Source organism: Spirosoma pollinicola (assembly GCF_002831565.1).
GTDB lineage: Bacteria > Bacteroidota > Bacteroidia > Cytophagales > Spirosomataceae > Spirosoma > Spirosoma pollinicola.
Genome location: NZ_CP025096.1, coordinates 3,974,719 through 3,992,191, shown reverse-complemented (window position 1 = coordinate 3,992,191; position 17,473 = coordinate 3,974,719). Strand labels below are relative to the sequence as shown.

The 17,473-nt window shown below is 50.9% G+C and carries 14 protein-coding genes and 1 tRNA gene; 10 read left to right on the top strand and 5 right to left on the bottom strand.

Going from position 1 to position 17,473, the window contains the following annotated elements; all coding sequences use genetic code 11:
• Positions 1–76: 76 nt before the first annotated feature.
• A complete protein-coding gene (locus CWM47_RS16755) occupies positions 77–703 on the top strand; it encodes a TMEM175 family protein (RefSeq protein ID WP_100989407.1) in 627 nt (208 codons plus the stop codon).
• Between the two features lie 15 nt (positions 704–718).
• On the top strand, positions 719–2,062 hold the full coding sequence (locus CWM47_RS16750) for a M23 family metallopeptidase (RefSeq protein WP_100989406.1): 1,344 nt from the start codon (positions 719–721) through the stop codon (positions 2,060–2,062).
• 79 nt (positions 2,063–2,141) lie between these two features.
• Here CWM47_RS16750 and CWM47_RS16745 read toward each other — a convergent pair whose 3' ends face one another.
• Positions 2,142–2,597 (bottom strand): ferritin-like domain-containing protein, encoded by a 456-nt coding sequence (locus tag CWM47_RS16745; protein ID WP_100989405.1) that lies wholly within the window; start codon positions 2,595–2,597, stop codon positions 2,142–2,144.
• Positions 2,598–2,724: 127 nt separating this feature from the next.
• Positions 2,725–4,152 carry a hypothetical protein gene (locus CWM47_RS16740; protein WP_100989404.1) on the bottom strand — a complete coding sequence of 476 codons (1,428 nt, stop codon included), beginning with the start codon at positions 4,150–4,152 and terminating at the stop codon, positions 2,725–2,727.
• 306 nt (positions 4,153–4,458) lie between these two features.
• On the opposite strand from CWM47_RS16740, the gene carB reads away from it, so the two are divergent.
• Entirely contained in the window at positions 4,459–7,335 is a 2,877-nt protein-coding gene (carB, locus tag CWM47_RS16735) for a carbamoyl-phosphate synthase large subunit (RefSeq protein ID WP_100989403.1), read from the top strand.
• 70 nt (positions 7,336–7,405) lie between these two features.
• Here the strand turns inward: carB and CWM47_RS16730 are convergent, their stop codons facing one another.
• Together CWM47_RS16730 and CWM47_RS16725 are read right to left on the bottom strand one after the other, a co-directional pair.
• Positions 7,406–8,950 (bottom strand): DUF4394 domain-containing protein, encoded by a 1,545-nt coding sequence (locus CWM47_RS16730; protein WP_100989402.1) that lies wholly within the window; start codon positions 8,948–8,950, stop codon positions 7,406–7,408.
• A gap of 145 nt (positions 8,951–9,095) precedes the next feature.
• Positions 9,096–10,595 (bottom strand): capsule assembly Wzi family protein, encoded by a 1,500-nt coding sequence (locus tag CWM47_RS16725; RefSeq protein WP_100989401.1) that lies wholly within the window; start codon positions 10,593–10,595, stop codon positions 9,096–9,098.
• A gap of 140 nt (positions 10,596–10,735) precedes the next feature.
• On the opposite strand from CWM47_RS16725, the gene CWM47_RS16720 reads away from it, so the two are divergent.
• Complete coding sequence (locus CWM47_RS16720; RefSeq protein WP_100989400.1) at positions 10,736–11,554, top strand: aldo/keto reductase; 819 nt, start codon at positions 10,736–10,738, stop codon at positions 11,552–11,554.
• Positions 11,555–11,556: 2 nt separating this feature from the next.
• Here the strand turns inward: CWM47_RS16720 and CWM47_RS16715 are convergent, their stop codons facing one another.
• On the bottom strand, positions 11,557–12,336 hold the full coding sequence (locus CWM47_RS16715) for a Nif3-like dinuclear metal center hexameric protein (protein ID WP_100989399.1): 780 nt from the start codon (positions 12,334–12,336) through the stop codon (positions 11,557–11,559).
• 35 nt (positions 12,337–12,371) lie between these two features.
• On the opposite strand from CWM47_RS16715, the gene CWM47_RS16710 reads away from it, so the two are divergent.
• The 6 genes from CWM47_RS16710 (at position 12,372) to CWM47_RS16685 (ending at position 17,396) form a co-directional block, all read left to right on the top strand.
• Complete coding sequence (locus tag CWM47_RS16710; protein WP_100989398.1) at positions 12,372–12,662, top strand: hypothetical protein; 291 nt, start codon at positions 12,372–12,374, stop codon at positions 12,660–12,662.
• A 200-nt stretch (positions 12,663–12,862) separates the two neighbouring features.
• Positions 12,863–14,248, top strand: a complete 1,386-nt coding sequence (locus tag CWM47_RS16705; RefSeq protein WP_100989397.1) for an MATE family efflux transporter — start codon at positions 12,863–12,865, stop codon at positions 14,246–14,248.
• Between the two features lie 177 nt (positions 14,249–14,425).
• Positions 14,426–15,706: a GTPase HflX gene (gene hflX / locus CWM47_RS16700; protein WP_100989396.1), complete on the top strand. Its 1,281-nt coding sequence runs from the start codon at positions 14,426–14,428 to the stop codon at positions 15,704–15,706.
• 58 nt (positions 15,707–15,764) lie between these two features.
• Positions 15,765–15,839: transfer RNA gene (locus CWM47_RS16695), tRNA-Arg, on the top strand.
• A 180-nt stretch (positions 15,840–16,019) separates the two neighbouring features.
• A complete protein-coding gene (locus tag CWM47_RS16690) occupies positions 16,020–16,850 on the top strand; it encodes an alpha/beta hydrolase (protein WP_100989395.1) in 831 nt (276 codons plus the stop codon).
• A gap of 138 nt (positions 16,851–16,988) precedes the next feature.
• Entirely contained in the window at positions 16,989–17,396 is a 408-nt protein-coding gene (locus CWM47_RS16685) for a hypothetical protein (RefSeq protein ID WP_100989394.1), read from the top strand.
• Positions 17,397–17,473 lie beyond the last annotated feature (77 nt).

Sequence of the window (17,473 nt, the reverse complement as noted above, 5' to 3'; positions counted from 1 at the left end):
CTTTTGTAATTGGCAGCTGTTTACAACTATTCGGCGCACGAACCGTTTGTCAAACAGATACTCAACAAACTAAAGAATGGCCGCTTTTCAGGAAAACGAAACGCTTCGTATGGAAACATTCAGCGACGGCGTTTTCGCGATTGATATTACGCTACTCACTTTCCAGCTCAAAGCACCCAGCCTGAAAGCCGCTACCTCAAGCCACAATCTGGCACTGGCTTTGCTCCAGCAATGGCCCAATTACGTGGCCTACTTAATCAGTTTCACGACCATTTTTATCATCTGGCTGAATCATCACCGGATGTATAACGTCATTCTGCGCAGCGATAGCCGTTTCATGTTCTACAACGGTCTGCTGTTAATGCTGGTCACCATTGTTCCGTTTACCACCTCTCTACTGGCTGATTACATTAACACCCCCGCCCACCAGCTGTCGGCTGCACTATATATGCTGCTTTTTGCAGGTATATCGGGTACGCTACTGCTCATGTGGAACCACGCCACCGATAACTTCAGGCTCCTGAAACGCCCGGCGGCTAATGTACGTAGCCAGACCGTGCGCACCAGTTTAATCATTAGTACAGTTATCTACACCGTTGTGGCCGGGTTGTCTTTTTTAGTGCCTCTTTTGAGCATTCTGGTCAGTCTGATGATGGTGGTTTACTTGTCACGACTGAAATATCACCGCGAAAAGGTCGTTTAACACACCAGACTAACTATGGTAGTTAAGAACTTAATTCATTCACTTTGGGCCGGCTTGCTGGCAGGCGGAGTTATTGCTTGCACGGGTGTGGGACCAACGGCTAATCTGTTCCGCTCATCATCGCCCCACGAGCAGTATGGGCAATCACTCAAAGAAGCGAAACTCGACCGGACAGCCCTCGGTGTAGATTGGCTTTCGATGGGCGAACGGGCCCTTCGCGACTCGCTCAAAATCACGATTCCATACCGCGAAAGTGGCTATTTTTCGGCCTCTAAAGCTTTTGCTGTAGGTTATCGGCTCGATGCGCAACGGGGCGACCGATTTCTGGTACGTGTTGAAACGCAGGGGCAAAAAGATACGCAGGTGTTTATTGATGTGTTTGCGCTGGAGTCCCGGAACCGAACCAGCCTGATTGCGGCCTCCAAAGCCGATACCAATGTGCTGGCCTGGGAACCTCGAAAAACGCAAACCTACCTGATTCGGGTTCAGCCCGAACTCCTGCGGACAGGTAGCTACACAATCTCGATTACCCGTGAACCAGCTTTGAGCTTTCCGGTAAAAGGCCGTGACAGTCGCCAGATAAGCAGTTTTTTTGGGGTGGCTCGCGATGGTGGGCGACGGCGGCACGAAGGCGTCGATATTTTCGCGCCTAGAGGTACACCGGCTGTAGCCTCGGTCGATGGGGTAATTTCGGGGGTTGGTGTGAGCAAGTTGGGCGGCAATGTTGCTTTTCTGACCGATAACGACCGAAATGTCCGGCTTTATTATGCCCACCTAGATCGCTGGAATGTCAGCAACGGGCAGCGGGTTTCTATTGGCGATACCATTGGTTTTGTGGGTAATACCGGAAACGCCCGCACCACGGGGCCGCACCTGCATTTCGGTATTTATGGCTTCTCGGATGGCGCAACAGACCCCCTCCCCTTTATTCGTCTCGGGCGCGGCCCGGCAAGGCAATCGCTGCTGTCGGCTTCACGACTGGGCGATTCGGTTCGGGTCGCTACGGCTCGCTCGGCGGTGCGGGTATCGCCGGGAAGTGATGGCGGTGTTGTTCGCCAGTTGCCAAAGGCATCGGCGGTAACAATAATTGGCGGCACCGAAGCCTGGCTTCGCGTCGAACTCCCCGACGGTCTTATTGGCTACATAGCGAGCAACACCACCGAAGTAGAAAATCGCCCGCTTCGTCGGTTGACCCTTCCCGCGCCCCGGCCGCTATTAGACGCTGCCGATAGCCGGGCGGCTTCTATAAAAACGCTGCCGACAGGAACAACAGTCGATGTGCTGGCGACGAACAACTCGTTTCAACTGGTGCGTAATGCCGATGGCGAAACTGGCTGGATAATGGCTACCGGTTATTAAGCGAATGGGTTATTAGTTAGTACACTGATAGTCAGCAACTAACTAATAACCCATTAACTTAATAACCAATAACTAAACCCTAAGCAACTTTTTGCAGCCCTTTTACTTTATCCAGAGCGGCCTGCAATTCGGTAAGCTGCTTTTGCAGATCTTCTTTCATGTAAGCAGGAATGTGATCTTTAGCAATGGCGTCCTGATACGCTTCAACGGCGGCATTCTCGCCAAACTCAACCGAGCTCAATACCGTTTCTTTATCTTTTCCCGTCAGGGCCGACTTGATGTCGATCCAAGCGCGGTGAATTTTGCTCGTTACATCCGTAGACGTAGCATCTGATACGGCTAGTCCATCAATGCGCACAATGTGCTCAGCTAACTGGCTACGGAAGTTCTGGCTCTGTATAACATAATGCCGGAACAGGTCATCTAATGCAGGGTCTTCGGTGTCGTCAATGGCTTTTTCGTACCCCTGAATGCGGTCATTGTTTATTTTGACCAGATCATTTAGATCGTCGACAATTTCTTTATTCGTAATCATAACAGTCTCGTTTCTATAGTTTGTGAACTTATCACTACAACTAGGTGCGAGACGGTTTGTTTTCTAAAAAAGCAGAGTTTTACTGACGGATGGCTTCTGCTCCACAGCTGATTGGGCAATTGCGTTGTCAATTCTTTGTGGTTACACTCCGCACCCGCACCCGCGACCCATTCTCATAACTATACTGACTGGGTGGACTGGTCAACGAGATTTGCGAGATAACACCATCCCATCCCGACAATTGACTTGTGTTGATCTCATAGGTTCGAAACTGTCCATCGCCAGTAATAGGAAAATCAACGTAACGCCCTTCCGTTTCCATAAAATCGACTTCATCCGGCTTTCGCCAGGAAAGTCGGGCAACCGTCCCCTTCGTCTGAAAGGCCGCTTCTACCTGAATTTTTGGCACATTCGATGCATACCAGAAATGCAATGGACTGGCGATTCGGAAACTCACGTCTTTCTTATTATTTCGGGCCCATTGCACATTCAGTTCGTTCTGAATAGGCCAGCCCCGGTCGGTTGTGTTGATATAGAACCAGCCCAGCCGATCATTCGAAAACGTATAGTTTGGCGACAATGGCGGTCGCGGCTGGTTATACACATACTGCCGAATATCGGGCAGTGACCCTACGATGAGTGTGTATTCAAATTCATACTCTCCGTTGTGGTCGACCAGCAAAAACTCTTCACTGTTAATATAGCCTGCTGACACGTCGAATTCACTGCCCACATGCGGTATGCCGAATGCGCCCGTTCGAAAACGCACTTGTCCCGGCTTATACAGGCCCACACCACGTCCCTTCGCATTCAGCAGGGCAGCCCAGTTTTCGGAAGCGTACCGATTGGTTACCTGCCGTTCGGTAAACTCCGATATGGCATCATTGGTAAAGGGCTTCAGGCCTGTGTAGGTGATCATACGATCGTAAGGGCCATTCAGGTAAACGCAGGGGGTTTCCTGCGTACGGGCGTCATACTGCGTAGTATCCGCACGACTCACCGCCACACGGCAACGGACATGCACGGTATTATCCTTGATGGTAATCCAGTGTTCAAATGTGCATTCGGCAGGTTCGTTTAACAGCGGCCAGATATGGGGTATGGTCTTTACATAGATCAGATTGTCTGTTTGCTGATAGCTAACGATTTGGGCAGGATACAGGTAGTAATCACCCGCCTGAACCGGATTCCAGCCCAGGTATGGCCACTGGGCTGGTGGTTTTTTATTATTCTGCTCATAATTTATCGGACCAGCATAAATGGATGTCTGAATCTGGCGGCCCAGATCCGGATTATTCACCATATTTTCACTGCTCCCTGCTTCGGCCAGATACGTAATGGCCCCGCCCATGTTGAGGTCGATACCAACCCGAAGTTTATCGTTTCCGAGAAATAACCGGCGCTGGGCAGCGGGTTGTTGCTGGCCCGGCAATCCGCCAGCCGGTGGATTAACCACAGCGGGCGCATGCGGAGTGGTGGACGGATAATCACGCGCACAGGTAACGGCCAGGCAACTAACGACTACGAATATAAAAAGCGAATAAGGACGGGTCATAACACAGAGTAAGGAAAACGCTTGTAGTCAAAAATAGATCACTGAAACGCTTTTTGCAAGAATGGTTATCAAATGGAGATCAGGCGGGGGTGTTTATAGGTGATTTATGGAGAAACCGTAAATTTTTGACTAATACTCTGTTCCTTTCCCTAGTATACGCTACTTTTGCAAGATTTTTGGGTATCCGGTAGGGCCTATCAGTCAGTCTTCGTTCTGTTCATTTACTAGTCTATAGCTTTTATTCAATCGGGGTCACCCATGTTCCTATTTCCGGAACCCCGGAACGGTTCATTTTCCCACTGAAAAATGCCTAAAAATACCAACATTCGCTCCGTTCTTATTATCGGCTCAGGCCCCATCGTTATTGGCCAGGCATGTGAATTCGATTATGCTGGCTCTCAGGCCGCCCGCTCCATTCGTGAAGAAGGAATCGAAGTGTCGCTGATCAACTCCAACCCGGCTACGATCATGACAGACCCGATCAATGCCGACTACGTGTATCTGCTGCCGCTGGAGAAAAAATCCATCGTCGAAATCCTGAAGAAACATCAGGAGATGGGCAAACCTATCGACGCGGTTCTACCGACGATGGGTGGCCAAACGGCGCTGAACCTGGCTATCGACTGCGATAAAGCGGGCGTCTGGAAAAAATATGGTGTCGAGATTATTGGCGTCGATATAAAAGCCATCGAGACGACAGAAGATCGGGAGAAGTTCCGGCTGTTGATGCTGCAACTTGATGCAGGCGTTTGCGAAGGGCGTACGGCCCGCTCGTTTCTGGAAGGCAAAGAAATTGCGCAGGAAATTGGATTCCCGCTCGTTATCCGGCCATCGTATACGCTTGGCGGCACGGGGGGTGGCTTTGTAAACCATCCCGAAGATTTCGATAAAGCCCTTACAGCTGGTTTGCACGCGTCGCCCGTTCATGAAGTGCTGGTCGAAAAAAGTGTGATGGGCTGGAAAGAGTATGAACTGGAATTGCTGCGCGATAACAACGGCAACTTCGTCATTATCTGCTCTATCGAGAATTTTGACCCAATGGGTATTCATACCGGCGACAGTATTACGGTTGCACCGGCCATGACCCTGCCCGATACGCTGTATCAGAAAATGCGCGATCTGGCTATCCGGGTAATGGCCGGCATCGGGCAGTTTGCCGGAGGATGTAACATTCAGTTCTCGGTTAATCCGCAAACCGACGATATCATCGTTATTGAAGTTAACCCACGGGTAAGCCGGTCATCGGCGCTGGCGTCGAAAGCAACGGGATACCCCATTGCGAAGATTGCCGCGAAAATGGCCGTCGGCTATAACCTCGACGAATTAATCAACCCCATTACGGGCACCACCTCAGCCTTCTTCGAACCAGCTATCGACTATGTGATTGTGAAAGTACCCCGCTGGAACTTCGACAAGTTTCCGGGTGCCGACCGCTCGCTGGGTCTGCAAATGAAGTCGGTAGGCGAAACGATGGGCATTGGCCGTAATTTTCAGGAAGCTCTGCAGAAAGCCTGTCAGTCGCTCGAAATTCGACGCAACGGTCTTGGCGCCGACGGTCGTGAACTAACCGATCGCGCAGCCCTGACCGAAAGCCTGCAACATCCAAGCTGGAACCGCCTTTTCCATATCTATGATGCGTTTAAAGCGGGGATGTCGTTCCGGACAATTCAGCAACTAACCAAAATCGACCCCTGGTTCCTGCACCAGATCGAAGAGTTGATTGAGCTGGAACGCGAAATTCAACAATACGACCTGGATGATATCCCGCCCGAACTGTTACGCATCGCGAAGCAAAAAGGCTACGCCGACCGTCAGCTGGCTCACCTGCTGCAGGTGAAGGAAAGTAAAATTTATGACTACCGCCAGGCGCACAACATTCGCCGGGTCTTTAAATGTGTAGACACCTGTGCCGCCGAGTTTGAGGCCAAAACGCCTTATTATTACTCGACGTTTAACAACCAGGTGCCTATCACGACCGATCATGCCGAACCGGTTTCTGATCTGCCCGGCAACGAGTCGATCCGGAGCAACCGTCCCAAAATCGTCATTCTGGGTTCGGGACCAAACCGCATTGGGCAGGGTATCGAGTTCGACTACTCCTGTGTGCATGGTGTACTGGCCGCCAAAGAAGCCGGTTACGAAACCATCATGATTAACTGTAATCCTGAAACCGTTTCGACTGACCCCGACATTGCCGACAAGCTGTACTTTGAACCGGTTTTCTGGGAGCACGTTCACGCCATCATCATGCACGAGCAGCCGGTAGGCGTTATTGTGCAGCTGGGTGGGCAGACGGCCCTGAAAATGGCGGAGAAACTAACACGCTACGGGATCAAAATCATCGGTACCAGTTGGGAAGCGCTCGATCTGGCCGAAGACCGGGGCCAGTTTTCGAACCTCCTGCGCGAACTCGACATTCCGTACCCGAAATTCGGAACTGTACGGGAGTCGGAAGGTGCGCTGGAGCTTTCGCGTGAGTTAGGGTTCCCATTGCTGGTTCGCCCAAGTTATGTGCTGGGTGGCCAGAACATGAAAATCGTGATCAACGAGAACGAGCTGGAGCAACACGTGATGAAGATTTTGCAGGATATTCCTGATAATAACATCCTGCTTGACCACTTCCTCGAAAACGCCATCGAAGCCGAAGCCGACGCCATCTGCGACGGAGAAGATGTGTATATCATCGGTATCATGGAGCACATCGAGCCAGCAGGTATTCACTCCGGCGACTCATATGCCGTGCTGCCTACCTTCGATTTGAGCGATAATGTGATTCGGCAAATCGAAGAACATACCCGCAAAATTGCGATTGCGCTCAAAACGGTTGGGTTGATCAACATTCAGTTCGCGATCAAGAACGAAGTGGTGTACATTATCGAAGCCAACCCCCGCGCCAGCCGCACGGTACCATTCATTTGTAAGGCCTACCAGGAGCCTTATGTGAACTACGCCACCAAAGTGATGCTGGGCGACAAGAAGGTGAAGGATTTTGATTTCAATCCCGTTAAGAAAGGCTATGCCATCAAGATTCCGGTGTTCTCGTTCAGCAAGTTCCCGAATGTGAACAAGGAGCTGGGCCCCGAAATGAAATCGACCGGCGAGGGTATCTACTTCATCGACGACCTCACCGACGATTATTTTCAGAAGGTGTACTCAGAACGGAATATGTATATGAGCCGGTAAAACCGTGTAAAACGACAGCGGCCCGATTCGTCAATGACGAATCGGGCCGCTGTTATTCTATGATGGTCTGCTAGAAACCTAAACCGAGGGCAAATCCGCGAATTACCGGATTACCGGGCAATAGAGCCCCTGACACCGATGACCCGTTTGTCAGGTTAACCGTATAAATACGAGTCGATCCATTCGACCGAAGTAAGGCGTAGGCTGTACCCGACGTTCCGCCAATATCGAATCCGCTAGCCCCTTCGGCCGGGAATCCCAGCGAGCCTACCGACACAAGTGTCCCATTATTGGGCGGATTCTGCTGAAACAACATCACCGTGGCCCCCTGCGTATCCAGGTTATACAAGGTTGTTGTCGTTGCTCCCGCAACGTTGTTCGTGTACGCAGCTGCCGTTACCGTTGGCGTACCCGGATTCAGCGCGCCATCCACAGCAGCAACAGCACCATCGTTCGGATTCAGCCGTAAGTTTTGTCCGGCATTGGTAATAACCCGAATACGGTCGACAGTAGGGTTGAAATCAAAGCCAACGTCATTCCCGTTTAGCAACGTACTCAACGGACCAGTTCCCACCAAGGCTGCTGCGCCATTGGACGTATTGAGGGTGTAAAGTCGGCTTGTGCTACCAATGGCATACAACTGGCCATTAACTGGTCGAAAATCAATGCCAAGAAGCGTTTCACCCGCTTGCAATCCGGTGAGTGGTTTGGCGATGGGTGACGGATTGAGTGGGTTAAAAATGAGCAGATTACCCGATCCATCAACAGCGTAGGCAACCGGTTCGGTTGGGATGGCCAGACCAATAATAGTGCCGGGCAAGTTACCCAACTTCTGCAAACGGCCCGTCGACAGGTTAATCTGTTGCAGCTCTGAACTACCATTGAAGGTTACAGCCACCAGACCCTGCGTATTATCGCCGGGCGCAATATCAAATCCAGCCGAGCCGGTAATATCCAGTCCCAGCGAGCCGACATCCGTTAGGGTACCATTGTTTGGTGGGTTCTGGATATAAAGCCGATCCGTAGCAGGATCTATGTCATAAAGCGTTGTCGTCGTTGCTCCTGCCCGGTTGTTTGTATAGGCCACCTCGGCAATCATAGCTCCCGATATACCATTGATCGACCCATCGACAGCCGCAACCGTTCCCGTTTCGGGATTCAACCGCAAATCCTGACCTGTGTTGGTCACAAGCCGGATACGATCAACTGTTGGGTTAAAATCCAGACCAACCACACTCCCGGCAATAGCGGGCGTAAACGGTGTCGTGGTTAAGGGTCGCGCTTCTCCCGTTGCTGTGTTGATAACAAACAGGCGGCTCATGTTACTCACCCCGTAAAGTTGCCCGGTAGCAGGTCGAAAATCAATCGATAGCATCCGTTCGCCACTCATCAGGCCCGCACCCATAATACCCATCGTAGCCTGGGGCGTACCAGAATTTCGAATGCTCAGCCGCAGCAGTTGGTTGGCATCGTTGAGAGCATAAACTGTGGCATCCGGCAGGGTAGCCGGGTCGGGCGACAGGCGGTGGTCCTGGCAGGCATCAAGCGTGAGTAAAGCGCTAATCGCCAATAGACCAGCAACAAGTCGAAGGCGTTTTTTGTAAAGCATAGTCATAGTTTCTCGCGTTGAAAAATTGGCAGAGACGTTAAGTAAAAACTGCCACTGACTATACGATTACGGGCTGTATCTGGATTTAAAAAATTAAAAAGGGATTAAAATTAATCTTAATCCCTTTAGTTAATTACTGATAATGAAGGATTTACCAAGACTTCCTCAAGCTCACAAAACCGCCAAAGCTATCAGGCATCAACTCACCCCGGTCAAGAGCGAGGGAGGTTATGAGCGAAATACCCGGCCATTTGACAATTGGCCATTGAGCAGACAGGTAAGTAGATAACTGATGGAATACCTGCGGATAAGGTTGCTTATAGGAGCCAAAATTACGACTGTAAGATGCGCGCATCGTGAGCGTTGGCCCACTGCGAAATGCGCCTATCCCGCCTACATACCAGGCCACAACCCGGTTGTTCGGGTAGTAGCCATTACCGCCGTACCCATTCGCTATGGCCGGGGTTAAATCGGTACGAGGCATGATAAAAGGCGTGCCAAGCGTGCGCCCTTTATACGACCAACCCTGAATATACTGGCTGTGGTTAAAGTAATTATCTGCGCCCTGATACCGGGCCGACGGGTCGAACGTGGGGCCGCTTTGATTGGTAGTCGTTAGCCATTCGAGCGTCAGCCGTTGAAAGCGAAATAAGGGTCTTGTTTTCTGCCGATTGAGGAAACGCAAACCTGTTAATCCATCTGGCACATTTTGCAGGGCCAGCCCCGACGCGTCGTCATACATATGCTGATGATACAGCAACCAGTTGGCCTTATCGCCTTTCCATTCCAGCGCCAGATCGTAACTGCCTACGTGATTACCCAGTCGATTGGTCCCGTCAAAACCCGTAAATCGGTCGTTTTGCAGGGCATCGGGGTATCGCCCGGTCACGAGCGATAAATAGTCCTGAAACGAGGTCGACAAACTCCCGTTCACGGCCAGCGGTGTACCAATCAGATAATCGGCATGACCACCCCACTGCACCTGGTGATTCAACCCGCCGTAGATTCGAACGCGCCAGTTGGGCTTGCCTATGCGCCCATACAAATATTTCTGATGAAGATAACTCCCCTGAATATACGAATTGACAAGCCAGCCATGTGCATAGCCCGCCCGTATGGCGATCAGTTTTTTGGTAAAACCAATAGGCACAAAATCGGGTGTGTGTAGTTGTATTTTTGGAAAAGGCATGGCGTTGCCTGACCAGGCCACAAAACCCGATGTCAGCAATGTATCGCCAAGCCCGGCTACTTCGCGCCGGTTACCTGCGTAGAGTTCCAGATACCTGAATCGGACTTTTGCATACGCATCAGGCAGTAAAAAGGCAGGATTATCGGAGGTGGGCGTTGGACCGGCATTGGCAACCGCATACAGCCCAAAACCCCAATCGAAGCGGTTTTTTCTTTTTCCTGTAGAATCGGGCCGGAGTGCATAGTCACGAATAACGCCAATTCGAGCCGTCCCGAACGATCCTTTTAGTGGCGTCGTATTGTATTGATTGGCCCGAAGCCAAAATGGATTTTGCGGGCTTGATGTACCTAAGCCGCCGATTTCAACGGAATACCGCATCGCACCCGCCGACGAAATTGGTTGTGCCCAGACCGTCGAAACACCCGCAAAAAAGAGGCTTAAAATCAGGTACAGTATTTGCATACGCTACTAAGCTGGTGAAATATTGACTTCCTAAGTAAACATACAGAACACTTATTAGTTAGCTTCGCTTACCAAATTGTGAGTTTCTTAAAACATCTTGTCCGAAATTTACATTATTATATATGAAACAATTCTAGAGCATGATTATACCATCTACAACACTGAATAACGGTGTCGAAATGCCGCTACTGGGTCTTGGCGTTTATGCCCCAAAACAGAATGATGAGGTACAATCGGCCATTGAATGGGCACTCGAAGCGGGTTGTCGATTAATTGATACAGCCGCTGCGTATGGCAACGAACGCGAAGTTGCCGATGCCATACGATCAAGCGGTATCCCTAGAAGCGATATATTTATTACGACCAAGGTCTGGAATGAAGACCAGGGGTATAACAAAACGATACGCGCCTTTAACCGAAGCCTGGAACGATTGAGTATCGACGTGGTGGATTTATACCTGATCCATTGGCCAATAAAAGAACATCGGCACGAGACCTGGAGGGCTCTCGAAAAAATTTACTCCGACGGCCGCGCCCGGGCCATTGGTGTTTCCAATCACTACCCGTCTCACCTGGATGAGTTGCTGACACAGGCCCAAATTACACCGGCCATCAATCAGATTGAGCTAAGTCCTTACTCTTACCTGCCCGAAGTGCTTGATTACCATCACCAGAAGAATATTCAGACCGAAGGCTATGCCCCTCTGGTGCGGGGTGAAAAACAAAACGATCCTAAACTTGTAGAGTTGGCCGAAAAATATGAAAAATCGACGTACCAGCTCTTGATACGGTGGTCGTTACAGCATGGCGTCGTTACAATTCCGAAATCAGTGAAGCGCGAACGCATTCAGGAAAATTTCAACGTCTTTGATTTCACGATCTCCGACGAAGACATGGCCCTGATGGATACGTTTTATGATAATACCCGCATTGCCGATGATCCCCGCGATATTGCCTGAGCTTAACCTCTGACCACTTGCGGCTGGTGATGAACCACGCACTCGACGGGTAAACGTTCGTTCAGCAAGTCGGCCAGCGCCTGTAGACCCCACTCTTCGCACCGGCGGTGCCCTACCGCAATAACAGCGATGCCCGTTTCATCAACGGCCTGCTGACCGGGTTTTCGATACGCACCCGTCAGGTACAGGTGTGCCCCACGATCGGCGGCCTCCCGAATGAGTGCATCAGTCATAGCGCCAACTACAGCAATGCGGGAATTGGTAGACAGCCAACCAGAAGAACCATGACCAGCTTCGGCCCGGTCATAGCCTCCGAACAGGTTTTTTACCCGATTTAGCCAATAATCGAACTCCTGTTCAGGCACATCGATCAGCATCCCGATAGGCCGTTGAGGGAGTACTTCTTTTTCCCCCGTCGCATCCTGCTTGTAGCCCAACGGCTCTGGCGTACCCAGGGCATCTAACTGACTGCCTAAACGGGTATTGTAGCCCATTGTAAGCGCTTCATCGAACGGTAAATGATGCGCAAGAACACCAACATCAGTCGGCAAATGCGCCATGTCCAGTTGCCAGTGACGGTGTAGCCAAAGAGCATCTAAATCCATGTCGGTTACCCAGGTTGCTATGTCGGCAAAGGGCTCCAGCGCCAGGCCTATCCGGCTGACCGGTTGATCGGATGGCCGATAAACACCTCCCTTTTCGTCGGGAGAATAGCGGTGAACAGCCAACTCATCGTCCAGAAATTTGGCTATATCATTGATAGTAAGCGGGTAGGAATCCATTGTTATAAAACGATATACTTCCAGTTTGGTTTTACATGCGAAAGATCATTTTAAACGGTAACACCTCAATCAACGAGTTCATCACCCGACTTATTTTTACCACCGGCACCGGCCGCCCGGCCCAACCGAAGGGACCACCCCCAACCGAAGCGTCGGACCGTCCCCTCCTAAAACAGGAGGGGGCCAGAACAAGGGTACCCCGTTACAAAGCCCCCTCCTGTTTTAGGAGGGGACGGTCCGACGCTTCGGTTGGGGGTGGTCTAATGACCGTTAACTCAACTGTATTTGGTTTCTTCGGAAAGAAACCCGTAGTTTTGCAGTCTTAACTGTGGCCGCGCTGGCGGTTCGTCAAAGCCCATGATTTTCCTCGCTTAAAAACCGCCACGTCGGTTTTCCTTTCTTCTCTGATTTCTGCCGACGGCAAATCTGTCGGACTGCGCCCTTTCTGATAAATCAGACAGCGGCTCCCGTTTTCACATCATTCGTTCGATCCCGACAACCATTGGTTGTTTATTTTCTTGTGTCAATGACCAAATTCTTTCGGTTATTCCTGGTCGCCTTGCGTGGCTCGGAAACCAATTTTACAACTGGCAGCATCAACCGGGCTATCTTTCTGTTGTCGGTCCCGATGATACTGGAGATGGTGATGGAGTCGCTGTTTGCGGTTGTGGACGTTTTCTTTGTCGCTAAAATTGGCACAGAAGCCATCGCCACCGTGGGCCTGACAGAATCTGTCCTGACCATCGTGTATTCGATTGCCATTGGCCTCAGCACAGCTGCCACGGCCCTGGTATCCCGCCGGATTGGCGAAGTTAATCACCGGGGGGCCGCCACAGTGGTTGGGCAGGTCATTCTCGTGTCCGTTGCTATGGGGCTACTAATGGGCGTAGTCGGCTTTGTATTTGCCGAGGACATCCTGCGGCTCATGGGCAGCGACGAGAAGCTGATTCGCAACGGCGCCGGATTTACCCGGATGATTTTTGCCAGTTCCCCCGCCATCATGCTGCTTTATACCCTGAGCGGCTGCCTGCGCGGCTCGGGCGATGCTTCTGTAGCGATGCGGTCACTTTGGCTGGCCAATGGATTTAACATCGTGCTGTGCCCGGTGTTTATTTTTGGACTGGGGCCCTTCCCGGAACTTGGCGTTATGGGGTCGGCGGTGGCAACGACTATTGGTCGAACGGTAGGCGTTTTGTACCAGCTTAATGCCCTGACGCGGGTAAAAGGTGCCATACAGGTGCTTCGCTCCGATGTGGCTCCCGATACGGGCCTCATCCGGAATCTGCTTACCCTAGCCATTGGCGGAACCAGCCAGTTTCTGGTAGGTTCGGCAAGCTGGATATTCCTGACGCGGATTTTGTCGACCTTCGGCAGCGATGTGGTGGCAGGCTATACCATCGCCATCCGCATTATTGTGTTTACCATTTTGCCTTCGTGGGGCCTTGCCAATGCAGCCGCCACGCTGGTTGGGCAGAATTTAGGGGCTGGTCAGCCCGAACGTGCCGAAACCTCCGCCTGGCGGGCGGCTTTCTGCAACATGCTCTTTTTAGCGGCCGTTGGCATTGGTTTTTTTCTTGGAGCCACGCCTATTGTCGGCCTGTTCGACAACAACGTCCGTGTGGTAGCTATTGCTGTCGAATGCCTGCGGGTGTTCTGTCTCGGCTACCTGTTTATGGCGTATGGTATGGTACTGAGTCAGTCGCTCAACGGCGCTGGCGATACCCGTACCCCCACGCTCATTAACATTGTGTGCTTTTGGGTCGTTGAAATCCCGTTGGCCTATACGCTGGCCCATGTGCTGAACTGGGGCCCTCCGGGTGTATTCTGGTCGGTGGCCATCAGTGAGACGTTACTGGCGGGAATTGCCGTCCTGGTTTTCCGCCGGGGACGATGGAAAACGATTCAGGTTTAGTTTTTGGTTAGTGGGATAAACGCCATATCTTCAAGATATGGCGTTTATCCCACCGAAAATCAGCCGAAACTTTTACAGAATATGACCCGTTATAATTTACAGGCTTATCGCTTTTCTGGACACGATTCAGTTCGTTGTTCACCCGCGATAAATACCTAATCAACCTAATGAACTTACATGGTCGATACACATAAACCACCCGAAACCGCTGTGTTGGTCGCGCTGATTACGCAAAAGCAAACGGCCGACCAAACAAAAGATTACCTCGACGAGCTGGCTTTCCTGGCCGAAACGTCGGGTGTTACAACAGTCAAATCGTTTACCCAAAAACTCGAACATCCCGATAACCGGACGTTTGTTGGTAAAGGTAAACTGGAAGAAATCCAGACATACATTCTCGACAATCCGGTTGACTGTGTTATTTTCGACGATGATTTAACGCCATCGCAGGTACGAAACCTGGAAGATAGTTTCAAGGATATAAAAGTACTTGACCGGAGTCTGCTCATCCTGAATATTTTCTCGATGCGGGCGCAAACGGCCCAGTCGCGGGTACAGGTCGAGCTGGCGCAATACCAGTATATGTACCCTCGCCTGACCCGGATGTGGAGCCACTTAACCAGCCAGAAAGGGGGCGTGGGGATGCGTGGACCAGGGGAGAAAGAACTTGAAACCGACCGTCGGCTTGTGAAAGACCGTATTTCGTTTTTGAAGGAAAAGCTCGCCAAGATCGACAAGCAAAGCGTTACCCGCCGAAAGGAACGGGACCGCTTAGTGCGCGTGGCTCTGGTTGGGTACACCAACGTAGGCAAGTCGACGCTAATGCGTACGCTGGCAAAAGCCGAGGTGTTTGCCGAGAACAAACTATTCGCTACGGTCGATTCGACGGTGCGAAAAGTGACGCTGGGCAACATCCCGTTCCTGCTGACCGACACTGTTGGGTTTATCCGTAAACTGCCTACAATGCTGATCGAGTCGTTCAAGTCGACGCTCGATGAGGTTCGCGAAGCCGATATCCTAGTTCACGTTGTCGACGTATCGCACCCTAATTTTGAGGAGCAGATTGAAGTCGTCAACGCAACGCTGGCCGACATCAAAGCCGCCGATAAGCCAATGGTACTGGTCTTCAACAAAATGGACCGATTTTCACCAAAAGCATCCTGGACAGAAAAAGCCGAATTACCGGAGGAAGACGAAGTATTCAACGGCGGAGAAGAGGTGATGATTCCGATAGCGGTACAACGGAAAACCGCGCTGGAATACCTCAAGAAAACGTATTTGGCCCAAAAAGCAGATTACGTGGCGTTTATCTCTGCTGAAACCGGTGAGAACGTGGGCGAACTGCGTGAGTTACTTTATGATCTTGTCAAAGAGAAACATTACTTCATTTACCCCAACTGGATCAGCATTCCCCTCTCCGAATCGGCAGAGGAGTTTGGCGACGGTTTGGCTGGTTGATGGATTTTCAGCAATTTTGCAATGCAAAGCGAGCGGTCACGTTGACCGCTCCTTTTTTGGTCTCGTAGTTCAACGGATAGAATAAGCGTTTCCTAAACGCTTGATACGGGTTCGATTCCCGTCGAGACTACCACTTCACAGAGAAAGCCCTTATGCTTGTTGTAAGGGCTTTCTTTATTTACAAACCTGTTACGAACCGCTTCATCAACCACAGTACAGTCCCACTCTCACCTTTCCCCGGAAATATTCACCTCAAATGGGTAGCGATACTATCAAGTAGCCTTATTTCGGGGTGTTTCGTAATCTTACTCCCATGAATTTGCTACGTACCTTACTTCTTTTCGGCCTGTTTGCCTTTTTCCATTTCTCCATTGGGGCGGCTACCGTCGACACGGTCGCTACGTATAGCTCGTCTATGAAGAAAATGATCAAAGCGGTTATTGTCACGCCCGATTCGTACACTGCCGGGCAGGAGCTACCAGTTGTATACTTGCTTCATGGCTACGGCGGCAACTACAGCGACTGGATCAAAAAAGTACCCACGATCACAAATGCCGCCGATCTGCACAACGTGATTATCGTTTGTCCCGATGGCAATGTTGGCAGTTGGTATTTCGATAGCCCCGCCGACCCCTCTTTTAAATACGAAACCTATGTAGCCGATGAACTGGTTAACTGGGTTGATAGCCATTATAAAACCATCAAAAATCGAGCAGGACGCGCCATTACGGGCCTGAGTATGGGCGGGCATGGAGCACTTTATCTGGCATTCAGACATCAGTCTGTTTTTGGCGTGGCGGGCAGCATGAGTGGCGGGGTCGACATCCGGCCGTTTCCCAGCAATTGGGACATGGCAAAACGGCTGGGTACGTATGCGCAGTTTCCGGAGCGATGGGAGCAAAATACGGTCATAAATTTACTCCATCTACTCACGCCGGGTGCCCTGGCGTTGATTATTGACTGCGGCAGCGAAGACTTTTTCTTTCGGGTCAATAACAACCTACACGACAAACTCCTGGAACGTAACATTGCCCATGACTACATCACCCGCCCCGGTGGCCACAACTGGAATTACTGGACCAATGCGGTAACCTACCAGATGCTGTTTATGCGGCAGTATTTCGATAAAGCAAAACCGAACTGATCGTACCCACGGGCTTCAGCCCGTGTTTTTTTTTTCTTCATGATAACACGGGCTGAAGCCCATGGGTACAAATACTTTTGCCCAAAACGTTGTTACTACGTAAACGTTGCTTTTCTGGCAGCCGTACCCATACAATCAATGAAAACCGAAACGATTTTTGACTTATTGACAACGGCGGTCAACGAGGTAATTACCGAGCCCTGGACGATAGCCGAACTTAACATCCGGTATCTGGCGTCGACCAACGATGCCGAATGCGACGGCACCTACCTCGATGCATCGGGAGACGTACAGGTATTATCGACTGAATTCCCGGACGAAGTGATTGACGTTCTCCCGGAGTTATTTACCAATCGGGCAAGTGAAGGAAATCCTCCGGCCAATAGCATTCAAATGACCGTTTCGGCGCAGGGCCGCTTTGCGGTCGATTATGAGTGGGACCAGGAAATTCAGGATGAAGACGACCATTTTACGAAAGGCGGAACCGTAAAAGACTGGTTACAGATTCGTAAGGATAAATACGGCTATTCGCCGGAGGTGGACTAATTTCTATCGTGTAAAAAAAGAGGTTTAACCACAGAGGCACAGAGAGCACAGAGGTTTAAATGGGGAAGAAATTAGCC

Coding starts and splice junctions, on each gene's coding strand:
- CWM47_RS16755 (WP_100989407.1), top strand. CDS start 77: ATGGCCGCTTTTCAGGAAAACGAAACGCTTCGTATGGAAACATTCAGC.
- CWM47_RS16750 (WP_100989406.1), top strand. CDS start 719: ATGGTAGTTAAGAACTTAATTCATTCACTTTGGGCCGGCTTGCTGGCA.
- CWM47_RS16745 (WP_100989405.1), bottom strand. CDS start 2,597: ATGATTACGAATAAAGAAATTGTCGACGATCTAAATGATCTGGTCAAA.
- CWM47_RS16740 (WP_100989404.1), bottom strand. CDS start 4,152: ATGACCCGTCCTTATTCGCTTTTTATATTCGTAGTCGTTAGTTGCCTG.
- carB (WP_100989403.1), top strand. CDS start 4,459: ATGCCTAAAAATACCAACATTCGCTCCGTTCTTATTATCGGCTCAGGC.
- CWM47_RS16730 (WP_100989402.1), bottom strand. CDS start 8,950: ATGACTATGCTTTACAAAAAACGCCTTCGACTTGTTGCTGGTCTATTG.
- CWM47_RS16725 (WP_100989401.1), bottom strand. CDS start 10,595: ATGCAAATACTGTACCTGATTTTAAGCCTCTTTTTTGCGGGTGTTTCG.
- CWM47_RS16720 (WP_100989400.1), top strand. CDS start 10,736: ATGATTATACCATCTACAACACTGAATAACGGTGTCGAAATGCCGCTA.
- CWM47_RS16715 (WP_100989399.1), bottom strand. CDS start 12,336: ATGGATTCCTACCCGCTTACTATCAATGATATAGCCAAATTTCTGGAC.
- CWM47_RS16710 (WP_100989398.1), top strand. CDS start 12,372: ATGCGAAAGATCATTTTAAACGGTAACACCTCAATCAACGAGTTCATC.
- CWM47_RS16705 (WP_100989397.1), top strand. CDS start 12,863: ATGACCAAATTCTTTCGGTTATTCCTGGTCGCCTTGCGTGGCTCGGAA.
- hflX (WP_100989396.1), top strand. CDS start 14,426: ATGGTCGATACACATAAACCACCCGAAACCGCTGTGTTGGTCGCGCTG.
- CWM47_RS16690 (WP_100989395.1), top strand. CDS start 16,020: ATGAATTTGCTACGTACCTTACTTCTTTTCGGCCTGTTTGCCTTTTTC.
- CWM47_RS16685 (WP_100989394.1), top strand. CDS start 16,989: ATGAAAACCGAAACGATTTTTGACTTATTGACAACGGCGGTCAACGAG.